At 65.3% G+C, this 20,730-nt stretch carries 21 protein-coding genes; 13 read left to right on the forward strand and 8 right to left on the reverse strand.

Annotated elements, in window-relative coordinates:
* Window positions 1-20 precede the first annotated feature (20 nt).
* On the forward strand, window positions 21-686 hold the full coding sequence (locus tag NLM27_RS24535) for a helix-turn-helix domain-containing protein (RefSeq protein ID WP_254145782.1): 666 nt from the start codon (window positions 21-23) through the stop codon (window positions 684-686).
* A 295-nt stretch (window positions 687-981) separates the two neighbouring features.
* Here NLM27_RS24535 and NLM27_RS24540 read toward each other — a convergent pair whose 3' ends face one another.
* Together NLM27_RS24540 and NLM27_RS24545 are read right to left on the reverse strand one after the other, a co-directional pair.
* A complete protein-coding gene (locus NLM27_RS24540) occupies window positions 982-2,247 on the reverse strand; it encodes a D-amino acid dehydrogenase (RefSeq protein ID WP_254145783.1) in 1,266 nt (421 codons plus the stop codon).
* A 70-nt stretch (window positions 2,248-2,317) separates the two neighbouring features.
* Window positions 2,318-3,646 (reverse strand): aspartate aminotransferase family protein, encoded by a 1,329-nt coding sequence (locus NLM27_RS24545; RefSeq protein ID WP_254145784.1) that lies wholly within the window; start codon window positions 3,644-3,646, stop codon window positions 2,318-2,320.
* A 159-nt stretch (window positions 3,647-3,805) separates the two neighbouring features.
* On the opposite strand from NLM27_RS24545, the gene NLM27_RS24550 reads away from it, so the two are divergent.
* Together NLM27_RS24550 and NLM27_RS24555 are read left to right on the forward strand one after the other, a co-directional pair.
* Window positions 3,806-4,354: a cupin domain-containing protein gene (locus tag NLM27_RS24550; protein WP_254145785.1), complete on the forward strand. Its 549-nt coding sequence runs from the start codon at window positions 3,806-3,808 to the stop codon at window positions 4,352-4,354.
* Window positions 4,355-4,537: 183 nt separating this feature from the next.
* Window positions 4,538-4,690: a hypothetical protein gene (locus tag NLM27_RS24555; protein ID WP_254145786.1), complete on the forward strand. Its 153-nt coding sequence runs from the start codon at window positions 4,538-4,540 to the stop codon at window positions 4,688-4,690.
* Between the two features lie 42 nt (window positions 4,691-4,732).
* Here the strand turns inward: NLM27_RS24555 and NLM27_RS24560 are convergent, their stop codons facing one another.
* The 3 genes from NLM27_RS24560 to NLM27_RS24570 are packed head-to-tail and all read right to left on the reverse strand — an operon-like array spanning window position 4,733 to window position 8,536.
* Window positions 4,733-6,994 carry a xanthine dehydrogenase family protein molybdopterin-binding subunit gene (locus NLM27_RS24560; RefSeq protein ID WP_254145787.1) on the reverse strand — a complete coding sequence of 754 codons (2,262 nt, stop codon included), beginning with the start codon at window positions 6,992-6,994 and terminating at the stop codon, window positions 4,733-4,735.
* A complete protein-coding gene (locus tag NLM27_RS24565) occupies window positions 6,987-8,042 on the reverse strand; it encodes a xanthine dehydrogenase family protein subunit M (protein ID WP_254145788.1) in 1,056 nt (351 codons plus the stop codon). The genes NLM27_RS24560 and NLM27_RS24565 overlap by 8 nt, the downstream gene beginning before the upstream one ends.
* Window positions 8,039-8,536, reverse strand: coding sequence for a (2Fe-2S)-binding protein (locus tag NLM27_RS24570; RefSeq protein ID WP_254145789.1), 498 nt, complete (start codon window positions 8,534-8,536; stop codon window positions 8,039-8,041). The genes NLM27_RS24565 and NLM27_RS24570 overlap by 4 nt, the downstream gene beginning before the upstream one ends.
* Before the next feature lie 253 nt (window positions 8,537-8,789).
* Here NLM27_RS24570 and NLM27_RS24575 point away from each other — a divergent pair, with 253 nt between their 5' ends.
* Complete coding sequence (locus NLM27_RS24575) at window positions 8,790-9,428, forward strand: TetR/AcrR family transcriptional regulator (RefSeq protein WP_254145790.1); 639 nt, start codon at window positions 8,790-8,792, stop codon at window positions 9,426-9,428.
* Window positions 9,429-9,496: 68 nt separating this feature from the next.
* On the forward strand, window positions 9,497-9,904 hold the full coding sequence (locus tag NLM27_RS24580; RefSeq protein WP_254145791.1) for a DUF4864 domain-containing protein: 408 nt from the start codon (window positions 9,497-9,499) through the stop codon (window positions 9,902-9,904).
* A 9-nt stretch (window positions 9,905-9,913) separates the two neighbouring features.
* Here NLM27_RS24580 and lspA read toward each other — a convergent pair whose 3' ends face one another.
* Together lspA and NLM27_RS24590 are read right to left on the reverse strand one after the other, a co-directional pair.
* The gene (gene lspA, locus NLM27_RS24585; RefSeq protein ID WP_254145792.1) at window positions 9,914-10,444 is read right to left on the reverse strand and encodes a signal peptidase II; all 531 of its coding nucleotides are present in this window, start codon (window positions 10,442-10,444) and stop codon (window positions 9,914-9,916) included.
* Window positions 10,445-10,458: 14 nt separating this feature from the next.
* A complete protein-coding gene (locus NLM27_RS24590) occupies window positions 10,459-11,724 on the reverse strand; it encodes an MFS transporter (RefSeq protein ID WP_254145793.1) in 1,266 nt (421 codons plus the stop codon).
* 151 nt (window positions 11,725-11,875) lie between these two features.
* Between NLM27_RS24590 and NLM27_RS24595 the strand changes: the two genes are divergently transcribed.
* The 8 genes from NLM27_RS24595 to NLM27_RS24630 all read left to right on the forward strand — a co-directional run bounded on the left by NLM27_RS24595 (window position 11,876) and on the right by NLM27_RS24630 (window position 19,220).
* A complete protein-coding gene (locus tag NLM27_RS24595) occupies window positions 11,876-12,322 on the forward strand; it encodes a hypothetical protein (RefSeq protein WP_254145794.1) in 447 nt (148 codons plus the stop codon).
* A gap of 79 nt (window positions 12,323-12,401) precedes the next feature.
* Complete coding sequence (locus tag NLM27_RS24600) at window positions 12,402-12,686, forward strand: hypothetical protein (protein WP_254145795.1); 285 nt, start codon at window positions 12,402-12,404, stop codon at window positions 12,684-12,686.
* 9 nt (window positions 12,687-12,695) lie between these two features.
* Complete coding sequence (locus NLM27_RS24605; protein WP_254145796.1) at window positions 12,696-14,120, forward strand: TolC family protein; 1,425 nt, start codon at window positions 12,696-12,698, stop codon at window positions 14,118-14,120.
* A 13-nt stretch (window positions 14,121-14,133) separates the two neighbouring features.
* Entirely contained in the window at window positions 14,134-15,471 is a 1,338-nt protein-coding gene (locus NLM27_RS24610; RefSeq protein ID WP_254145797.1) for a copper oxidase, read from the forward strand.
* 29 nt (window positions 15,472-15,500) lie between these two features.
* The gene (locus tag NLM27_RS24615) at window positions 15,501-15,956 is read left to right on the forward strand and encodes a cupredoxin domain-containing protein (protein WP_254145798.1); all 456 of its coding nucleotides are present in this window, start codon (window positions 15,501-15,503) and stop codon (window positions 15,954-15,956) included.
* 14 nt (window positions 15,957-15,970) lie between these two features.
* Window positions 15,971-16,288, forward strand: coding sequence for a copper-binding protein (locus NLM27_RS24620; protein ID WP_254145799.1), 318 nt, complete (start codon window positions 15,971-15,973; stop codon window positions 16,286-16,288).
* A 295-nt stretch (window positions 16,289-16,583) separates the two neighbouring features.
* Window positions 16,584-18,725, forward strand: a complete 2,142-nt coding sequence (gene flhA, locus NLM27_RS24625) for a flagellar biosynthesis protein FlhA (RefSeq protein WP_254145800.1) — start codon at window positions 16,584-16,586, stop codon at window positions 18,723-18,725.
* A gap of 294 nt (window positions 18,726-19,019) precedes the next feature.
* A complete protein-coding gene (locus NLM27_RS24630; RefSeq protein ID WP_254145801.1) occupies window positions 19,020-19,220 on the forward strand; it encodes a hypothetical protein in 201 nt (66 codons plus the stop codon).
* A 282-nt stretch (window positions 19,221-19,502) separates the two neighbouring features.
* Here the strand turns inward: NLM27_RS24630 and NLM27_RS24635 are convergent, their stop codons facing one another.
* Window positions 19,503-20,720, reverse strand: a complete 1,218-nt coding sequence (locus NLM27_RS24635) for an NAD(P)/FAD-dependent oxidoreductase (RefSeq protein WP_254145802.1) — start codon at window positions 20,718-20,720, stop codon at window positions 19,503-19,505.
* Between the last annotated feature and the right edge of the window lie 10 nt (window positions 20,721-20,730).

Consider the following 20,730-nt stretch of genomic DNA (forward strand, 5'->3'; position numbering starts at 1 on the left):
ACGTGAGCGGTGGCAAAAGAATGCGCAAACCGGCCGGCGCAAAGCCGGCGAAGAAGCTGAAGGCCAAGGCCGGGACCAGGGCCAGAACCAAGGCTGTCACCAAACCCGCCGAGCCCGCGATGGACGTCGCGGTCGGTCGCCGCATCAGGGATCTCAGGCGCGTCAGGCAGTTCTCGCTGGAAACGGTCGCGGCGCGCACGGACCTATCGATCGGTTTCCTCAGCCAGATCGAGCGAGGCCTGTCTTCACCGTCGCTGCGGGTACTGGCGACACTGGCCGACGTGCTGGGCGTCGGCATCGCCGCTTTGTTCGGCGCGAGCCCGAGTGCCGATGGCGGATCCGACCAGGTGGTGACGCGTGGACTTCAACGGCCCGAACTCAAGCTCTGGCGAACCGGTGTATCGAAACAGTTGCTCAGCCCCGCGAGCACCGACAACAAGCTCAACCTGTTCCTGGTGCACCTGGAGCCCGGCGGCTCGACCGGCGACGAGCTCTATACCCATGATGGCGAAGAAGCCGGTCTCGTGCTCGACGGCGAGATGATGTTGACGGTGGACAGCGAGACATGGTCGCTGAAAACGGGCGACAGTTTCAGATTTGCGAGCCGGCGGCCGCACCGGTTTTCCAATCCGGCGCAGGATGCAAAGGCCGTGGTGCTGTGGGTGAATTGCGTGACGGGGGCGTAAGCCTCCCTCCTTCCGAGCGCACACTCTCAGCCCGTCATCCTGAGGTGCGAGGCGTGGACGCAACGCGTCCCACGGGGAGCCTCGAAGGATGCACGGCCCCGATAGAGCCGGGCCGTCGCCCTTCGAGGGCCGCTGCAGGAGCGGCCACCTCGGGGTAACGGAGATGGACTTGAACGACGCACGCTGCCTCCACATCGTCATTGCGAGGAGCCCTTGCGACGAAGCAATCCAGATTGTCTCCGCAGAAGGATACTGGATTGCTTCGCTGCGCTCGCAATGACGATCGGAGAGACCGCTACCCAAACCTGTGCTTGTACCGATCCACCGTCAGCGCACTGACGTCGATGTCCGGCTTCTTGCCGGACAGCATGTCCGCGAGCACGCGGCCTGAGCCGCAGGACATGGTCCAGCCCAGCGTGCCATGGCCGGTATTGAGGTGGAGGTTGGCGTATTGCGTCGGGCCGATCACGGGCGGGCCGTCCGGCGTCATCGGGCGCAGGCCGCTCCAGAACGTCGCCTTGGCGAGATCGCCACCGCGCGGGAACAGATCGGTCAGCGAATGATCGAGCGTGGCGCGGCGTGCATCGTAGAGCTTGCTCGAATAGCCCGAGATTTCCGCGGTGCCGCCGACGCGAATGCGATCGCCGAGGCGCGTGATCGCGACCTTGTAGCTCTCGTCCATCACGGTGGATTCCGGCGCGCCGGAGGCGTCCTTGATCGGCACCGTGATCGAATAGCCCTTCACTGGGTAGACCGGCAGCGAGATGCCGAGTGGCGCAACCAGCCGCGACGACCAGCTTCCGAGCGCGAGGACGTAGGCGTCCGCCTGCAACAGGCCGGCACTGGTCGCAACGCCGCTGACGCGCGCACCGTCGATGACGATGCGGTCGATGCCGTTGTTGAACATGAAGCGCACGCCGAGCGCTTCGGCATGCTTGGCCAGCGCCTGCGTGAACATGTGGCAGTCGCCGGTCTCGTCCTGCGGCAAGCGAAGCCCACCGACGAACTTCTCCTTCACGCCACCGAGGGCCGGCTCGACCGCAATGCAGCCCTCGCGGCTCAGCACCTCGAAAGGTACGCCGTACTGCTTGAGCACGGCGATGTCCTCAGCCGTGCCGTCGAGCTGGGCCTGGTACCGGAACAGCTGAAGCGTGCCCTGCGCACGCTCGTCATATTGAATGCCGATGTCACGGCGCAGATCGCGCAAGGAGTCGCGGCTGTATTCCGCGATCGGGATCATCCGGCTCTTGTTGACCGCGTAACGCGCGCTGGTGCAGTTGCGCAGCATCTTCAGCAGCCAGACCCACATCACGGGATCGAGCTTCGGCCGCACCACCAGCGGGCCATGCTTCATCAAGAGCCACTTGACTGCCTTCACCGGCACGCCGGGGCCGGCCCAGGGCGAGGAATAGCCGGGCGAGACCTCGCCGGCATTGGCAAAGGAGGTCTCCAGCGCCGGCTCCGGTTGACGGTCGACGACCGTCACCTCATGCCCGGCACGCGCGAGGTAGTAGGCAGAGGTGACACCGATGACACCGCTGCCGAGGATCAGGACTTTCACGCTTCGTCAAACTCCCGCGGCATCACGCTCGCCGCTGCAAGAAAACTCTCCGCAACGGCGAGAGCAATTATCAGGCCACCTTCTTGATGGCGTCGCCGAGAATCGAAACCATCTGGTCGATGTGGCTCTTCTCGACGATGAGCGGGGGCGACATCGCGAATGAGTCGCCGCTCATGCGCAAATAAAGGCCGGTGTTGAAGCAATCGACCATGACGTCGTAGCCTCGCGCACCGACGACGCCGCCGCGCGGCGCCAGTTCGACCGCACCCATCAGGCCGCAATTGCGGATGTCGACGACGTTCGGCAGGCCCTTCAGCGAATGCAGCGCATCGCGCCAGTATTCGGCGATCGACGCACCACGCGTGAGCAGGCCTTCGTCCTTGTAGATGTCGAGCGTCGCGATGCCGGCGGCGCAGGCGGTCGGATGCGCCGAATAAGTGTAGCCGTGGAACAGCTCCATCTGGCTCTCCGGGCCGACCATCATCCCGTCATGCACCTTGCGGCTCGCGAACACCGCACCGCAGGGAATGGTGCCGTTGGTGATGCCCTTGGCCGTCGTCATCAAGTCCGGCGTGACGCCGAAGAAGTTGGCGGCGAACGGCGTGCCGAGCCGACCGAAGCCAGTGATGACCTCGTCGAAGATCAGGAGGATGCCGTGCTTGTCGCAGATCTCGCGCAGGCGCTGGAGGTAGCCCTTCGGCGGCGGCAGCACCGCGGTCGACCCCGGCACCGGCTCGACGATAACGGCGGCGATGGTCTCGGCACCGTGGAGGCCGACCAGACGCTCGAGATCGTCGGCGAGCTCGGCGCCATGCTCGGGCTGGTCCTTGGCGAAGGCGTTGCGGGTGAGATCGTGTGTGTGCCGGATGTGGTCGACGCCCGGCAGCAGGGTGGCGAAGGCGCGGCGGTTGGCGACCATCCCGCCGACCGACGTACCGCCGAAGCCGACGCCGTGATAGCCGCGCTCGCGGCCGATCAGGCGGGTCCGGCTCGACTGGCCATTGGCGCGGTGATAGGCGAGCGCGATCTTGAGCGCGGTATCGACCGACTCGGAGCCCGAGTTGGTGAAGAAGACGCGATCGAGACCCTTCGGCGCTATCTCGGCAAGGCGCTCGGCGAAGTCGAAGGCCAACGGATGGCCCATCTGGAATGTCGGCGCGAAGTCCAGCGTCATGAGCTGCCGCTCGACCGCCGCTGCGATCTGCTTGCGGCCATGACCGGCATTGACGCACCAGAGGCCGGCGGAGCCGTCGATCACCTTACGACCGTCGACGGTGGTGTAGTGCATGCCTTCGGCCGAGGAAAACAGGCGCGGCGCCTTCTTGAACTGCCGGTTGGCCGTGAACGGCATCCAGAACGAGTCGGTCTTGATAGTGTTCGGAATCTGATGAAGGGTCACGGCCGCGCTCCTTTGCTGACGGGCTAGCAGAGCCACGGCTTCCAAAGCGCAACAAGTCCTTTTCTTGTGGCCTGCAAGCCATTGATTTTACTGAGGCCGCCGGTCCATATTTGCGCGATCCGCAACACCTGCAACACCGGATCAGGCAAGGACCAGACCATGAGTGTCGACATCGGTGGACGTCTGCGATTCATCCGGGCGCGCCACAAGCTGTCACAGCGTGAGCTGGCAAAGCGTGCCGGCGTCACCAATTCGACGATCTCGCTGATCGAATCCAACCAGATGAACCCGTCGGTCGGCGCGCTCAAGCGCATCTTGGACGGCATCCCGATGGGGCTCGCCGAGTTCTTCGCGCTGGAGCCGGAGAGCCGGCGCAAGATCTTCTACCGCGCCGAGGAGCTCACCGAGGTCGGCAAGAAGCCGATCTCCTACCGCCAGATCGGCGACAATCTGTTTGGCCGCAGTCTCCAGATCCTGAAGGAGCACTACGAGCCCGGCAGCGATACCGGTCGCGTCCACCTCGTCCATGACGGCGAGGAAGGCGGTATCGTGATCTCGGGCAAGCTCGAAGTGACCGTCGAGGACGAGCGGCGCATCCTCAATCCGGGCGATGCCTATTACTTCGAGAGCCGCCGACCACATCGCTTCCGCTGCGTCGGCGGCAAGCCGTGCGAAGTGATCTCTGCGTGCACGCCGCCGACGTTTTGACACGTGTCTGTTATCCGTGATCTTACGGAGCCACCGGTATCTTACGGAGCTTGAGTCACCTCAATTTCCTCGAGCCGAACCTCTATATGATGCGAACGGTAGCCGAGCAGTCGTGGCGTAAGGCTCCGGACATTTAAGCACCTCCTTGGGCACTCCGGGGCCGCTTTGTAACAGGGCTCGCAGATGAAGACCGCTCTCGCTTATGCAGAAGCTGCGCTCGAGGAAGTTCAGCGCGACACCGACAAGCTTCATTCGCGCGAGCTGCGTGACGCCATCGCGAAATACATCGAGGCGCAGCGAAAGCAGATCAAGGTCCTGCGCAGGATGATCAACTGACCGGCCGCGCGGAGCGAGCAAGTCTCGCCCCGCCTGCCCGCTTCAACGCTGCGTCAGCAATTCCTCGATCCTGATCGGAAAGCGACGGACCCGCACGCCGGTCGCGTGCCAGACCGCGTTGGCGACGGCGCCAGCGCTGCCGGTGATGCCGATCTCGCCGACGCCCTTGATGCCGAGCGCATTCACATGCGGGTCATGCTCCTCGACCGTGATCACGTCGAGCGGTGGCACGTCGGCATTCACAGGGATGTGGTACTCGCCGAGATTGGCATTCATGATGCGGCCGGTGCGGCGATCGGTGACCGCCTCCTCGTGCAGCGCAAAGGACAGGCCCCAGATCATGCCGCCGAACAGCTGGCTCTTCACCAGATGCGGATTGACGATGCGTCCCGCCGCAAACGCGCCGACCATGCGTGTGACGCGGATCTGGCCGAGCTCGGGATCGACCTTCACCTCCGCGAACACCGCGCCGTGGGCGTGCATCGCATATTCCTCCATCGCCGCAGGGTTCGCCGCGCCGGTGCCGCGGGCCTCGACCTCGGCGACGCCTGCGCGCGCCAGGATCTCCGCGTAGCTCTCACCGCGGCTTTCGTCGTCACGTCGGAGCAGCCTGCCGTCGCGCGCGATCACGCCGGCATTGCCGGCGCCAAACAGCGGCGAGCGCTCGTCATTGGTGGCGAGATCGGCGAGCTTTGCAATCACGGCCGCGCCGGCGCTGTAGATCGCCGCACCCGCGGTCGCAGTGTGCGCCGAGCCGCCGGCGATGCCCGCGTCGGGCAGATCGGAGGTGCCGGCCTTGAACTCGACGCGGTCGATATCGAGACCGACGGCATCGGCCGCGATCTGCGCAAGGGCCGTCCAGGCGCCCTGCCCCATGTCATGCGCGCCGATCTCCATGACGCCGGAGCCGTCACGGCGGATGGCCGCGCGCGCCTCGGCCTGGAACATCAGTGCCGGGAAGGTCGCGGTGCCCATGCCCCAGCCGACCAGAAGGCCGGCATCGTCGCGCATCTGCCGCGGCTGGAGCGGGCGCTTCGCCCAGCCGAAGCGGGCTGCACCCTGTTCGTAGCAGGCGCGCAGCGCCTTGGACGAGAACGGTTTTCCGGTGATCGGCTCGACCTCGGCATAGTTCTTCAGGCGGAAGGCGAGCGGATCGATGCCGCAAGCCCAGGCCATCTCGTCGATCGCACTCTCGAGCGCAATCGAGCCGGTCGCCTCGCCCGGCGCGCGCATGAACAGCGGCGTGCCGGTGTTGACGCGCACGGCATCATGCGAGGTGCGGATCGCAGGCGCCGCATAGAGCGTGTGCGAGGCATCGGCGGCGGGCTCGTAGAAGTCGTCGAACGTGCTCGACACGGTCCTGGCGTGATGATCAAGCGCGGTCAGACGCCCCTCGCCATCCGCGCCGATGCGCAGCCGCTGACGCGTCGGCGCGCGATGGCCGACCGGGCCATACATCTGCTCACGGCGCAGCACGAGCTTGACCGGCTTGCCGACCAGCTTGGCGGCCATGATGCCGAGCGTCTGCGGTCCCGCCATCAGCCCCTTGGAGCCGAAGCCGCCGCCGAGGAACGGGCTGCGGATGTGGATCCTGTCGTGGGCGATGCCGAACAATTCGGCGATACGCGCCAGGGACATCATCAGGCCCTGGGTCGGCATGTCGACCGACAGTCTGTCACCATCCCAGTGAGCCACGATCGCATGCGGCTCCATGGCGTTGTGATATTGCGGCGGCGTCTCGTAGATCGCATCGATCTGCTTGTCGGCCGAGGCAAGGCCCGCCTCGATATCGCCGTGGTGATGCGCCGCGGGGTTGCCGACACCAACGACCGGCGGCACGAAGCTTTCGCCGGCATCGAGGCCGACCAGCGCAGGCAGCGCCTCGTAGCGCGGTGCCAGCAGCGTCGCGCCTTCCGTGGCAGCCTCGAGCGTCTCGGCGATCACCACCGCAATCGGCTGATTGGCGTAGCGCACCTCGTGGCTTTGCAGCACCTCCATCCGAAACACGAACGGATTGGTCTTGATCTCCGGATCGATCGCGAGCTGCGGCTTGTGGTCGGGCGTCATGACGTCGACGACGCCGGAATGGCGCTTTGCTGCCTCGACATCGAGCGATGTCACGCGGCCACGCGCGATGCTGGCGACCGCCATTACCGCGAACAGCATGCCGGACGGATGATTGTCGGCGGCGTAGGTTGCCTGCCCCTTCACCTTGAGGAGCCCGTCGCGGCGGGTCAGCGGCTGGCCGATATTCGAGCCGTGGCGCAGATGGGCGGGCGCGCTGGTCAGGTTGAGCTCAGGCATGGATGGCTCCAGACATCGAAGCAAAGGGAGAGGCCGGCAGCGCGGGGATACGCGCGGGCGTGCCGGCCGCGGCAAGGGTCAGTGCGCGCACGACGATGCGGCGCGCGAGCTCGATCTTGAAGGCGTTGTCGCCGGACGGCTTTGCATCGGTGAGCGCACGCCAGGCGGCTTCCTTGAACGCGTCGGCCGTGGGCGCGACGTTCCTGAGAACGTCCTCCGCGGCGCGGGCCCGCCAGGGTTTTGCGGCGACGCCGCCGAACGCGAGACGCGCCTCCGCGATCCTGCCATTCTCGATCCGCAGCGCAGCCGCCGCCGAGACGACGGCGAAGGCGTAGGACGTGCGCTCGCGGACCTTGAGATAGCGCGCATGCGCGGCAAAGCCGCGCGCGGCAGGCGGCAGGCGCACTGCGACGATGAGATCGCCGGGCTCGAGCACGGACTCGCGCTCGGGCGTATCGCCGGGCAAGCGGTGCAGCTCGTCGAGCGCGATCTCGCGCCGGCCGTTTCTGCCCTCGATCTCGACGATTGCGTCGAGTGCAACCAGCGGGACGCAGAAGTCGGAGGGATGCGTGGCGATGCAGCTCTCGCTCCAGCCGAGCACGGCGTGGGTGCGGTTCTCGCCGTCACGGGCATCGCAGCCGCTGCCGGCCTCGCGCTTGTTGCAGCGGCTGGCGGTGTCGTAGAAATAGGCGCAGCGCGTCCGTTGCAGGAGATTGCCGCCGACGGTCGCGGCGTTGCGCAGTTGCGCGGAGGCACCGGAGAGCAACGCTTCGGCCACCGCGGGATACGACCTCGCGAATTCAGCGTCATGCGCGAGATCGGCGTTGCTGACGAGCGCGCCGATGCGCAACGACCCATCGGCGAGGCGCTCGATCCCGTCGAGTCCGTCGAGATGCGTGACGTCGACGAGACGATCCGGACGGCTGACGCCGCCTTTCATCAGATCGAGCAGATTGGTGCCGGCGGCAAGATAGACGGCGCCCGGCTGGGCCGCGGCGGCAACGGCTTCAGTGACCGTGCCGGGCCTGACATAATCGAACGGCTTCATGCGGAGCGCCTCTGATTGGATTCGTCCATGCGTTCTTGTGCGTCGAGCACGGCATCGACGATGCCGACATAGGCGCCGCAGCGGCACAGGTTGCCGCTCATGCATTCGCGGATGCGCTCGGGATCGTTGCCGGCTTGCGCTTCGCGCATCATGCCGATCGCGCTCATGATCTGGCCGGGGGTGCAGAAGCCGCACTGAAAGCCGTCATGGGCGATGAAGGCGGCCTGCATCGGGTGAAGCTGGTCGCCGCGCGCAACGCCCTCGATGGTGAGAATGTCGGCGCCGTCATGGCTGATGGCGAGCGCGAGGCAGGAGTTGATGCGCTTGCCGTCAACCAGAATGGTGCAGGCGCCGCACTGGCCGCGGTCGCATCCCTTCTTGGTTCCGGTGAGATGGAGGCGCTCACGCAGCAGATCGAGCAGCGTGACGCGCGGATCGTCGAGGACGAAGTCGCGCCGCGCACCGTTCACGGTGAGGCTGATGGAGTGGTTCATACAAGGCTCCGATCAGAAATGGACATGAGTCGTCGCGCAGCGCGCCACCTCCGTGGCCGCCGTCGATATGCGCTGGCCCGAACATAATCCGGACCGACACTTGAGCGAAAATACGGAGGTACCCTCCGCTTAACAAGGGCTGGCGGAAAATATTTGGAATTCGTCAAAAGCCCGTGCGCCACCAACGCGATGCAGCCCCGCAAGGGTTCAACAAGGGTTCAATCTAACCAATTCGTGATCTACATTGCCGGGGATGGACGACCACACCGACCAGATTCGAAAGCCCCGCGCCGATGCCGTGCGCAATCGCGAGCGCGTGCTCGAAGCTGCAAAGGTGGTGTTCAACGCCGGCGGACCGGAGGCGAGCCTCGAGGCCGTTGCAAAACGTGCCGGCGTCGGCATCGGCACGCTCTATCGGCATTTTCCGGCGCGCGAGGATTTGTTCGAGGCGGTGTACCGGCGCGAGGTCGAACAGCTCAGCGAGCTTGCCGAGCAACTGAAGAATGCAAAAGACCCGGTCGACGCGCTGCGGCGCTGGCTGCGTTCCAACGTCGAATTCGTCGCCACCAAGAAAGGCATGTCAGCCGCGCTGGCGCTGACGTTCCAGAGTTCGTCGGAACTTGCCGCGTTCTCGATGGACCGGCTGACCAAGGCGATCGGCTCGCTACTCGATCGCGCGGTCGCAGCCGGTCAAATGCGCGGCGATATCAGCCCGGAGGATTTGCTCAGGGCGTTGGTCGGCATGTGCTACATGCACGACCAGCCCGGATGGCAGTCCTCGGTGCTGCGGATGCTCGACGTGTTCGTGGACGGCTTGCGGGTGCAACCAGCCGCCAACGCAAAGGCGCGCGCCGCCAGGCCCGCGAAGCCGGCAGTGAAACGAAAGCGATAGCACGCCCGTACTTCCTGAGAGGTCATGCTAGGATCAGCATCGCCAGGATTTCAACGCGGAGCCTTGTCATGCGCACGTCCGCTTTGCTCGTCGCTCTCACGATTGCCCTCCGCGCCGTCCCAGCGCTCGCCGGCGATGTCACGGCCGCACAGAGCGTCATCCGCGCCCAGGAACAGGCTTTTGCGCGCGACGATGCGGCCGCGGCTTATTCCCATGCCGCGCCGGCGATCAAGGAGATTTTTCCCGCCCCGGACATCTTCATGTCGATGGTGCAGAACGGTTACGCGCCGGTCTATCGCCACAAGAGCTTCGAGTTCGGCGAGAGCAAGAGCGACGGCAACTGGATCGCCCAGCGCGTCCACATCGTCGATGCCAATGGCGAGGCCTGGGAGGCGCTGTACACGCTCGAGCAGCAGGCTGACGGCAGCTACAAGATCACCGGCTGCTCGCTGCTGAAGGCGAGACAGGCGGTCTAGACCCTCTTCTCATCGGCCGTGACGTGGCGGCTCCTGGCTCTCGGTGCCAACGCCTTGGGGCACCAGAAATGTGGATGCCAACGTCGCGAGGGCGCCCAACGTGATGGCGGTGTCGGCGAGATTGAAAACGGCAAAAGACCACGCCTTGTAAGACACGTGGACGAAGTCGATCACCGAGCCGATCCGAACGCGGTCCAGCATGTTACCGAGCGCTCCGCCAATGATCAGCGCGAGTCCGAATGCCTGTATCGGCTGGCTCGTCAGCACGCGGCTGAGCCACCAGCCCAACAGGCCGCAGGCCAGAAGAGATAGAGCAACCAGCGGCCAACGCTGGGCGTCATCCGCGAACCTGAGGAAGCTGAACGAGATGCCCTTGTTGTAGGACAGGATGAAATCGACTGACGGCAACGTGTCCGACGCCAGAACGACCATCGGACGGCCTGGCTCCAACAAACTGACGACGAGTTGCTTCGTCCCCTGATCCAGCAGGACGATAGCGAGGATCAACCCGATCCAGCGGAGGCTCACACCTGACGGCATCGGGGGCATCGGTCCTAGGTCGCAAAACCGGGCCCCGCCTTGACCGCGTTCATGCGCGAGCGGATCAGCAGCAGCACGACGATGCCGATATTGAGCGCGTTCCACGCCACGCCATTGGCGAACGCCGCGGCATAGGAACCCGTCGCATCGAAGATCAGGCCCGACACCCAGCCGCCGAAGGACATGCCGAACACCGAGGCGAAGATCACGATGCCGACGCGGGTTGCGGCTTCGCTCGCCGGCATCGCCTCGCGCACGATGATGGCGTAGCTCGGCACGATGCCGCCCTGGAACAGGCCGAACATCGCAGAAATGAGATAGAGCGAGGTGAGGCTGTCGAAGAACAAATAGAACACCAGCGCAAAACCTTGCGCCAACGACCCGACCAGCAGCGTGCGGATGCCGCCGATCTTGTCGGCGAGGAAGCCCGAACCGATCCGGCTGATGATGCCGCAGGCCATCATCAGCGACAGCATCTCGGCGCCACGCGCAACGCCATAACCAAGGTCGCCGCAATAGGCGACGATATGCACCTGCGGCATCGCCATCGCGACGCAGCAGGAGATACTGGCGATCGAGAGCAGCACCGTCAGCGTGTTGGTCGACAGCTTGAGGTCGACCCGCGGCGGAGGTGCGTTGGCATGATCGCGGATGTGATCGTCGCCCATCTGCGCGCGCAGGACCAACACCAGCACCGTCATCAGGCCCACGCAGACGAGCCCGATCCCGATATGGGTGTAGCGCCAGCCGGCGGTCTGCGCGCCCCAGCTCACGATCGGCGGCCATATCGTGCCGGCGACGTAATTGCCGCTGGCGACGATGGTCACGGCAAGTCCGCGATAGCGCTCGAACCAATGCGAGGCCTCCGCCATCAGCGGCGCGAAAGTCGCGGAGGTACCGAGGCCGATGAGGAAATACGCAGCCACGAACTGCCAGAGCTGAGTTGACAGTCCCGCGAGCACATTGGCGACGCCGAGAAAGGCGATGCTGATCGCCATCGCGGGCACGATGCCGAAACGGTCGGTGATCTTGCCGGCGATCACGCCGCCCAGCCCGAAACCGAACATCATCAGCGTGAAGGCCAGCGACACCGCGCCGCGTGTGGCACCAAATTCCGCCTGCACCACGGGAATCACAACCACGACCGCCCACATGCCGACGGCGCCGACCGAGCCGATCAGGAGCGCAATGACGAGCCGCATCCAGGCCTGACGGGAATCAGGGCTGAATGAATCAGGCGTTTGTCCTGAGTGATTTGGCGCGTGCACGGGTCGGACCATGACCCGCGGATTGCCAGGGGGTCAAGCATCGTGGCGCGATATTGGGCATGCGCGGTGCACTGCGGTAAGAAGGCGCTTGGCGAGCGCGCGTTTTGCCATTAATTTGCGATCAGCGTGTGCAACATTGCCGCGCGAGGAGCCTATCGGCGGAATGCTGTTGCGATTGACGCGATCGATGCGGATCAGGGTGGGGCGCCTCGTTGCCCTCGCCTATCTGTTTTGCGTGCTCGCGCCGGCAGCAGCCCTCGCCTGGGGCAGCGGCCCCGCGCCGTGCCTTGCGGACGAGGCTGAGATCGCCGATCAGGTGCCGGCGCACCACCATATGCAGGCAAGCCATGTGCATGGCGATTCCTCGCATGACCACGCGGGCGCACATGTGCATCACCAGACCGCCGCGCAGGACACGCCCGCTCCGCATCATCATGGCGGCAAGGGTGCGGCCGGACCATGCTGCGCGATGATGTGCGTGAGCGCGCTGCCGGCCGATCTGCCCAGCGTCGCCAAGCCGCTTCGGCCCGTCTCCGCCTGCGCGCCCGAGATCGTGGCCAGCCTGCACAGCGCGACGCCGCCCCCGCACTACCGTCCTCCCATCGCCTGATCTGACGCGACGACGTCAGGCCGAACGCGCGTCAGCGCGCGCGAACCTGTGGTCTCCAAGGACAGATCAGGGATGAATCATGCTTACGCTTTCCGGGGCGAAGTCCGCCGCCGCATCCGCGGCGCGTGGACGACACTTTCCATTTAGTTGGCCGCTGCTGGCCGTGATTGCGCTGGCGTTGGCCGGCTGCATGCCGACAACGACACAAATCGCTGCCGCGGATCCTGCCGATCCCGCGGCCAAGGTCGCGCCTGTCGGCTATCGATCGACGATCGCACCCTACAGCAGCCTTCGGCCTGCAACACCGGCGCCATGGCGCGAGCGCAACGAGAACGTCGCGCCACAGCCGAAGCAAGACCGGTAGGACCGCGCCATGACACACCATCTCGCGCGAAGCCTGCTCCTTCTCGCTGCGCTCAGTCTGTCCGGCTGCGCCGCGTTCTCGCCCGATGGCGGCATGAATGCCGTCTCGGAGCTGGCGAGCCAGAGCATCAACAAGGACGTCGCTTTCGTGCGAACGAGCGAGGGAGCCGACGCGGTCGACGGGCGCGTGCGCCGGCTGCTGTCGCTGACGCTGAGCGTCGAGACCGCCGTGCAGATTGCATTGCTCAACAACAAGGGACTGCAAGCGGCCTACAACGAGCTGGCGCTCGCCGAGACCGATCTGGTCGAGCAGAGCCTGCCGCCCAATCCCGTGTTCTCGATCTCGCGGATCTCAGGCAATGGCGCCAGCGAGATCGAGCGGCAGGTGGTCGGCGACATCCTCGCGCTCGCCACCCTGCCGTTCCGCTCCGACATCGCCCGCGACCGCTTCCGTCAGGCCCAGTTGCGCGCGGCGCTGGCGACACTGCGGCTCGCCACCGACGTCCGCCGCGCTTATTGGCGCACGGTTGCCGGCAACGAGATGGTTGTGCTGCTGACGGATGCGAAGGCGACGGCGGAATCGACCGCACAGTTCGCGGTCAAGCTCGGCGAGACCGGCTCGCTCAACAAGCTCGACCAGGCCCGCGAACAGGTGTTTTACGCCGAGACCACCGCCGACCTCGCTACCGCACGACAGACGGCAGCGAGCGCACGCGAAAGGCTTGCGCGCCTGATGGGACTGTGGGACGGCGGCCTCGACTTCCGCCTGCCGAACGCGTTACCGCCGCTGCCACGCCGGCCGCTGGCCTTGCCCACGATCGAGGCCGACGCGGTCGCCCATCGCATCGATTTGCAGATCGCGCGACTGGAGCTGGCGGCGCTGGCGAAATCGCTGAACCTCACCGAAGCGACACGCTTCGTCACGCTGCTCGATCTCGCCGGCATCTCCCGCCGCACCCAGGATCCGGAAGGCGCACCGTTCCGCGAACGCGGCTTCGACGTGCAATTCCAGATCCCGATCTTCGACGGCGGCGAGGTGCGCGTGCGCCAGGCGGCCGAGACCTACAATTTCGCCTTCAACCGCCTGACCGAGCGCGCCGTCAACATCCGCTCCGAAGCGCGCGATGCCTATCGGGTCTATCGCTCCAGCTACGACATCGCCAGTCATTACCAGCGCGAGATCATCCCCTTGCGAAAAATCATCACCGAAGAGATGCAGCTGCGCTTCTCCAGCATGCAGGTCGACATCTTCGCGCTGCTCACCGAGGCGCGGCAGCGTCTGGCCTCACTGCGCGGCGCCATCGATGCCAGACAAAGATTCTTCCTTGCGCAGTCCGACCTGCAGACCGCCGTCAATGGCGGCGGGGCACCTGCGGCCAGCGGTGACAATCCAACCACCATCGCCGCGGCAGCACCAGCCGATGGCGGACACTGACATGGAGGCCGACATGTTTTCCCGCCGAGGATTTTTGGGCACCGCCGCGCTTGCCAGCGCGTCGGCGATCAGCGGCCGCGTGCAGGCCGCTTCGATTCCGGAGGCCCCGCACATGGACAAGGTGGTGATGCAGCCGCCGCTGCATCCGATCAGCGGTCCCGACTATCGCCCCGTCGTTACGCTGAACGGCTGGTCACTGCCGTTCCGCATGAACGGCGACTGGAAGGAGTTCCATCTCGTCGCCGAGCCCGTGGTGCGCGAATTCGCTGAGGGCATGAAGGTGAATCTGTGGGGCTACAACGGCCAGTCGCCGGGCCCGACCATCGAGGCCGTCGAAGGCGACAAGGTCCGCATCTTCGTCACCAACAGACTGCCCGAATACACCACCGTGCACTGGCACGGCATGATCATTCCCAGCGGCATGGACGGCGTCGGCGGGCTGACCCAGCCGCACATCCAGCCGGGAAAAACCTTCGTCTACGAGTTCGAGATGAAGAAGAGCGGGACCTTCATGTACCACCCGCATTCCGACGAGATGGTGCAGATGGCGATGGGCATGATGGGTATGGTCGTCGTGCATCCGCGCGATCCGAGCTTCCGGCCCGTCGATCGCGACTTCGTCTTCGTGATGAGCACCTATCGGGTCGACCCCGGCACATATCTGCCGCTGGTCAACGAGATGACCGACTTCAACATGTGGACCTGGAATGCGCGGGTGTTTCCCGGCATCGATCCGCTCCCGGTCAGACTCGGCGACAAGGTCCGCGTGCGCATCGGCAATCTCAGCATGACCAACCATCCGATCCATCTGCACGGCCACAGCTTCGCGGTGACCTGCACCGACGGCGGCTGGATTCCGGAGAGCGCGCAATATCCGGAGACGACCACGGACGTTCCGGTCGGCGCGGTGCGCGTTTTCGACGTGCTCGCCGACAATCCCGGCGACTGGGCGTTCCACTGCCACAAGTCGCATCACACCATGAATGCGATGGGGCACGAGGTGCGCAACCTCATCGGCGTGTCGCGCAAGGATCTCGCCAAGGCCGTCGGCAAGCTCGCGCCTGACAGCATGGCCATGGGCTCGACCGGCATGGCGATGGGCAACATGGAGATGCCCGCGCCCGACAACACGCTGCCGATGATGACCGGCACCGGCCAGTTCGGGCCGATCGAGATGGGCGGCATGTTCACGGTGATGAAGATCCGCGAGGACCTCGCGCGCGACGATTATCGCGATCCCGGGCCGTATCGCTTCCCGAAGGGGACCGTCGCCTACGAAGTGACCGCACCGGCCACGGAGCCGGCGCGGCGACAACCGGGCGCCGCGCCGATGAAGAACATGAAGATGTGAGCGTTTCGATGAACCAACAGGAGACTGCAATGAAGAAGACCATCGGGCTCGGCCTCGCGCTGACCGCGCTATCGACCGTGCCGGCGTTGGCCCACGACAAGCACGGGCACGCGACCTTTTCCGCCGGCGAGCCCGGCAATCCCAAGAAGCCCGCTCGCACCATCGAGATTCTGATGAACGAGATGGACTACGCACCGGCCAGGATCGAGGTCAAACGCGGCGAGCAGATCCGCTTCGTGCTGCGCAATGTCGGCAAGGAGGACCACGAATTCCTGCTCGCCACGCCTAAGGAGAATCTCGCGCATGCGGCGGAGATGAAGAAGCATCCGCACATGGAGCATGACGATCCCAACGGTGTCAGGCTCGCTCCGAACAAGTCCGCCGAGATCCTCTGGAAGTTCAGCAAGGCCGGCACGTTCGAATTTTCCTGCCTAATCCCCGACCACCGCGACTACGGCATGGTCGGCCACGTCACCGTGAAGTAAGCGAAGGAACTCCCATGAACCGCATCATCGGTATCACTGCTGCGCTGGCGCTGACGTTGAGCGCTACCACTGGAGCCATTGCCACTGGAGCCCTGGCGGCCGGGGCTGCCTCAATCAGCGGCGAGGTCAAGAAGATCGACGAGGGCACCGGCAAGATCACGCTCAAGCACGGGCCGGCGAAGAGCCTCGGCATGGAGGAGCCCATGACCATGGTCTACCGCGTCAAGGACGCCACGATGCTCAAGCAGGTGAAGGTCGGCGACAAGGTGACCTTCGAGGCCGAGGAAGCGGCTTCGGGCTACACGGTGACCAAGATGGAGAAGGCGAAGTAGGGGTTGCATGCCAGCCAAGCCGTCATTCCGGGCGCGCCCCTTGGCGCGAGCCCGGAATGACGCCTTTCGGGCCCCGAAACACCCCGGTCTGATCTTCGTGCCGCACCCTCCGTTAACCCTTTGCTAACCATACACCCGGCAAGAATTGCCGAGTGAAGTCGAGTGTCGTCAGCCGCGTAGAACGGGAGCTCCCGTGGACGCCAGTGCGGTGCCTCACTTTCGGAACGGCGGCCCCTCGGCCGCTGCGCAGACGTTTGGGGCGCGCGGAAGGCAGTCGCGCGGGGAGGCAGCTACCATGGTCGACGTCACCGCAGGACAGGGCGTAGGCGCAGCAAGGCCCTCGATCCCCTCCCTCAACGAGATCGTCACCATCCTCAAGCGCGGCGACATCGCGCTGGCGCTCGGCGTCCTCACCATCCTGGTGGTGCTGATCCTCCCCCTGCCCGCGATCGTGCTGGATCTGTTCCTGGCGATCTCGATCACGCTCTCGATCCTGATCCTGATGACCTCGCTGTTCATCCAGGCGCCGCTGGAATTCTCGGCCTTCCCGACCGTCCTGCTGATCTCGACCATGCTGCGCCTGTCGCTCAACATGGCCTCGACCCGCCTGATCCTGTCGCACGGGCACGAGGGCACGGCCGCCGCGGGTCACGTCATCGAAGCCTTCGGCAGCTTCGTGATGGGCGGCAATTTCGTCATCGGCATCATCGTCTTCGCCATCCTGATCATCGTCAATTTCGTCGTCATCACCAAGGGTTCGGGCCGTATCGCCGAAGTCGCCGCCCGCTTCCACCTCGACGCCATGCCCGGCAAGCAGATGGCGATCGATGCCGACCTCTCCGCCGGCCTGATCGACGAGAAGGTCGCCAAGGAGCGGCGCAAAGAGCTGGAGGACGAAAGCGGATTCTTCGGCGCCATGGACGGTGCCTCCAAATTCGTGCGCGGCGACGCCATCGCCGGCCTCTTGATCGTCTTCATCAACATCGTCGGCGGCATGATCATCGGCGTGGCGCAGCAGGGCCTCTCCTTCGCCGACGCCGGACGCAGCTACACGCTGCTGACCGTCGGTGACGGCCTCGTCACCCAGGTGCCAGCGCTGATCGTCTCGACCGCGGCCGGCCTGCTCGTCTCCAAGGCCGGCGTCTCCGGTGCCGCCGACAAGGCGCTGATGAAGCAGTTCTCCGGCTATCCGCAGGCGTTGGCGATGTCATCAGCGGTCATGCTGGTGCTGGCCGCCCTGCCGGGCATTCCGACCCTCCCCTTCCTGGCGCTCGGCGCCGGCGCCGGCGCGCTGGCCTGGAACGCCCGCAACCGCAACCGGGTAACGGCCAAGGCCGAAGAAGCCGCCAAGGCCGCGCCCGCTCCGGGCACGCCGGGTGCGCCGGGCGCTGCCGCGGCCGAAGAACCGATCTCCGCCGCGCTCAAGATCGACGACCTCAAGATCGAGCTCGGCTATGCGCTGCTGCCCCTGGTCAACGGCCCCGACGGTACCGACCGCCTCACCGAGCAGATCAAGGCGCTGCGCCGCTCGCTCGCGATCGAGATGGGTTTCGTGATGCCGGCGGTGCGCATCCTCGACAACGTCCAGCTCGAGGCCAACACTTACATCATCAAGATCAAGGAGGTCGACGCCGGCAGCGGCAAGATCTGGCCGAACCAGTTTATGGTCATGGACCCCGGCGGCAGCCAGGTGCAGGTGCCCGGCATCCACACCACCGAGCCAACCTTCGGCCTGCCCGCGACCTGGGTCGACGCCAGCCTCAAGGAAGAGGCCTCGCTCAAAGGCTACACCGTCGTCGACGCCGCGACCGTGCTCTCGACCCATCTCACCGAGCTGCTCAAGGCCAATATGTCGGACCTGCTCTCCTATGGCGAGGTGCAGAAGCTGCTCAAGGAGCTGCCAAAGGAGCAGAGCGAGCTGGTCAAGGACATCGTGCCGGGGCAGGTCACGGTCTCTGGCATCCAGCGCGTGCTGCAATTGCTGCTGGCCGAGCGCATCTCGATCCGCGACCTCTCGACCATCCTCGAAGGCATCGCCGACTCGCTCGCCTTCTCGCGCAATCCCGCGACCATGGTCGAGCATGTCCGCGCCCGGCTGGCGCGCCAGATCTGCGCGCAGAACACCTCCTACAACGGCTACCTGCCGCTGATCGCGCTGTCGGCGCGCTGGGAGCAGGCCTTTGCCGAGTCGATCATCGGCCAGGGCGAGGAGCGCAGCCTCGCGATGCAGCCCTCGAAACTGTCGGAGTTCATGACCGCCGTGCGCGAGGCCTTCGAGCGCGCCGCGCGCGAAGGTGAGGCCCCGGTGCTGGTTACCTCCGCGGCAATTCGTCCCTTCGTCCGCTCCCTGGTGGAGCGGTTCCGGGCCCAGACGACCGTGCTGTCGCAAGCCGAAATCCACCCCAGGGCGAGGTTGAAAACAGTCGGAAGCATCTGATTTGCCTTGAGAAGCCGTGTGTTTTTCGGCCACAGGCAAATGGTTTTTGAGTTCCTGGCGCCTTGTCGACCACAACCCGAAAAAGTGCTGTCCAGGCACATTACATCTTTGAAATAATTATATAATCGAACGATCTAGGGTCGCTTTCGATCGCGACCTTTCACGTCCTTTCACGCTCTTGTGATAGCCTCTTGGGAACGAATCCACTCGATACTAGGTTGTTGGACACCGGAAGCATGAACCTGTCTGAAAAGGCTGGCGACTACTTCGGGTAGATGGCGGCAGGAGGCTTCCGTGAACCACTCGATCTACAGCGCAGATCGCTCGACCCACTTGAAAATCGTGGTCGTGGCCCTCGTCGCAGGGATCGCGGTGGCAGGCCTCGGCATCACGGCCCGCACGGGTTCGGATGAAGGTCTGACCCAGACGGCTCGCGTCATCAAGGCCGGCAAGCCGGTCGTTATCACCAGCTCGAACGCATCCCTCGTTCGCTAAGGAGATCTGACAAGTTTTGTGAATTCACGCGGCTCTTTACCAGCCCCCCAAAGTCGCCACGTGGATATGTAGACGACCCCAACCCCAAGTCGACTACTGAAAGCGCCCGCCCCCCACGGGCGCTTTCGCCTGTCTGGGGTTCCCGTCATTGCGAGCGGAGCGAAGCAATCCAGACTCGCTCCGGGGAAAGATTCGGGATTGCTTCGCTGCGCTCGCAATGACGGAGCAAGGCGCACAGCCGCGATCCTCCAACCAGCTCCCTGCCAGAAGCGTCACCCGATACTACCGCGCCCCATAGGTCGGCGGCGGTGCCTGCACAGTCGGCGCGGCCGCAGCGAACAGCTCGTCCTTGCTACCCGTCAGCGGCGGATAGATGCGCTTGCGATTGATGGTCTCTTTGGTCGCCTTTGCGGCCGCGCCTGTCGCGCGTACCTCGCGATCCCAGCCTTCGGTATAGAGCGCGCCCCAGCCGCCGAGATCGAGCACGGTCACGTACCAGTCGATCCGCAGCGGCAGCATCGGCAGGCCGGCAAGATCGGCTACCACGTTGTGGCCGGCGAAGCGGCCCATGGGGCGCGCAAATTGACAGGACATCACGGTCGGATGCAGCCCGTCGATCACGCTCGAGGCAACGTCGCCGGCCGCGAATACGCCGCCGACACCCGCAACCCGCATGAAAGGGTCGACCAGGAGGCGCCCGAGGCGATCGCGCGCGTCTGGAAAGCTCGCCGCCAAGGGGCTTGCACGCATGCCCGCACACCAGATCACCGTCTGCGCCGGAATGAATTCGCCCGAGCTGAGGTGCATGCCGGCGGCCTCGACCGACACGACGCGCGCGCCGAGCCGCAGCTCGACGTCGAGCGAGGCCAACGCCGTCTCGATGACGGGACGCGACTGCGCGCCGATGGTGGTGCCGACCGCTGGATTGGGATCGACGAGAATGATGCGGCGGCTGCCATTGATGCCTGCACGCGCCAGCCTCGCCGGCATCTCGGCCGCGACCTCGATGCCGGTGAAGCCGGCGCCGACCACGACCACGGTCGAACGCCCCGGCGACGGCGCGCTGCGTCCGAGCGAGACGAGATGATCCTCGAGGCGGAGCGCTGCGGCATAGGTGTCGACGTCGAAGGCGTGCTCGGCAAGGCCGGGAATGTCGGGACGCATCACCTCGCTGCCGAGCGCCAGCACAAGGCGGTCATAGTCCAGCGTCTCCTCGCCGCCGCTCGTGACCAGCGAGATTTCGCGGCGTGCCGGATCGATGGCTTCGACCTCACCGATGCCATGACTGACACCGATCGGATCGAGGAGTTGCGGCAGCGGCAGCGCGACCTCGCCGAGGTCGGCCTCGTAATTGCGCACGCGGATATTGTGATAGGGATTGCGGTCGACGAGATGGATCTCGATGTCGCTGTTCGCGCCGATCTCGTCACGCTTGCGCGCAGCGCCGATGGCCGCCCACAGGCCCGCAAACCCGGCGCCGAGCACGACAATACGCGCCATGTCCGCCTAC

Source organism: Bradyrhizobium sp. CCGB12, from assembly GCF_024199845.1.
In the GTDB taxonomy this organism is placed as follows: Bacteria; Pseudomonadota; Alphaproteobacteria; order Rhizobiales; family Xanthobacteraceae; genus Bradyrhizobium.

Bases quoted from the DNA above. Each gene is read 5' to 3' on its own strand.
- NLM27_RS24535 (WP_254145782.1), top strand. From the start codon at position 21: ATGCGCAAACCGGCCGGCGCAAAGCCGGCGAAGAAGCTGAAGGCCAAG.
- NLM27_RS24550 (WP_254145785.1), top strand. From the start codon at position 3,806: ATGAGTGTCGACATCGGTGGACGTCTGCGATTCATCCGGGCGCGCCAC.
- NLM27_RS24555 (WP_254145786.1), top strand. From the start codon at position 4,538: ATGAAGACCGCTCTCGCTTATGCAGAAGCTGCGCTCGAGGAAGTTCAG.
- NLM27_RS24560 (WP_254145787.1), bottom strand. From the start codon at position 6,994: ATGCCTGAGCTCAACCTGACCAGCGCGCCCGCCCATCTGCGCCACGGC.
- NLM27_RS24565 (WP_254145788.1), bottom strand. From the start codon at position 8,042: ATGAAGCCGTTCGATTATGTCAGGCCCGGCACGGTCACTGAAGCCGTT.
- NLM27_RS24570 (WP_254145789.1), bottom strand. From the start codon at position 8,536: ATGAACCACTCCATCAGCCTCACCGTGAACGGTGCGCGGCGCGACTTC.
- NLM27_RS24575 (WP_254145790.1), top strand. From the start codon at position 8,790: ATGGACGACCACACCGACCAGATTCGAAAGCCCCGCGCCGATGCCGTG.
- NLM27_RS24580 (WP_254145791.1), top strand. From the start codon at position 9,497: ATGCGCACGTCCGCTTTGCTCGTCGCTCTCACGATTGCCCTCCGCGCC.
- lspA (WP_254145792.1), bottom strand. From the start codon at position 10,444: ATGCCGTCAGGTGTGAGCCTCCGCTGGATCGGGTTGATCCTCGCTATC.
- NLM27_RS24590 (WP_254145793.1), bottom strand. From the start codon at position 11,724: ATGGTCCGACCCGTGCACGCGCCAAATCACTCAGGACAAACGCCTGAT.
- NLM27_RS24595 (WP_254145794.1), top strand. From the start codon at position 11,876: ATGCTGTTGCGATTGACGCGATCGATGCGGATCAGGGTGGGGCGCCTC.
- NLM27_RS24600 (WP_254145795.1), top strand. From the start codon at position 12,402: ATGCTTACGCTTTCCGGGGCGAAGTCCGCCGCCGCATCCGCGGCGCGT.
- NLM27_RS24605 (WP_254145796.1), top strand. From the start codon at position 12,696: ATGACACACCATCTCGCGCGAAGCCTGCTCCTTCTCGCTGCGCTCAGT.
- NLM27_RS24610 (WP_254145797.1), top strand. From the start codon at position 14,134: ATGTTTTCCCGCCGAGGATTTTTGGGCACCGCCGCGCTTGCCAGCGCG.
- NLM27_RS24615 (WP_254145798.1), top strand. From the start codon at position 15,501: ATGAAGAAGACCATCGGGCTCGGCCTCGCGCTGACCGCGCTATCGACC.
- NLM27_RS24620 (WP_254145799.1), top strand. From the start codon at position 15,971: ATGAACCGCATCATCGGTATCACTGCTGCGCTGGCGCTGACGTTGAGC.
- flhA (WP_254145800.1), top strand. From the start codon at position 16,584: ATGGTCGACGTCACCGCAGGACAGGGCGTAGGCGCAGCAAGGCCCTCG.
- NLM27_RS24635 (WP_254145802.1), bottom strand. From the start codon at position 20,720: ATGGCGCGTATTGTCGTGCTCGGCGCCGGGTTTGCGGGCCTGTGGGCG.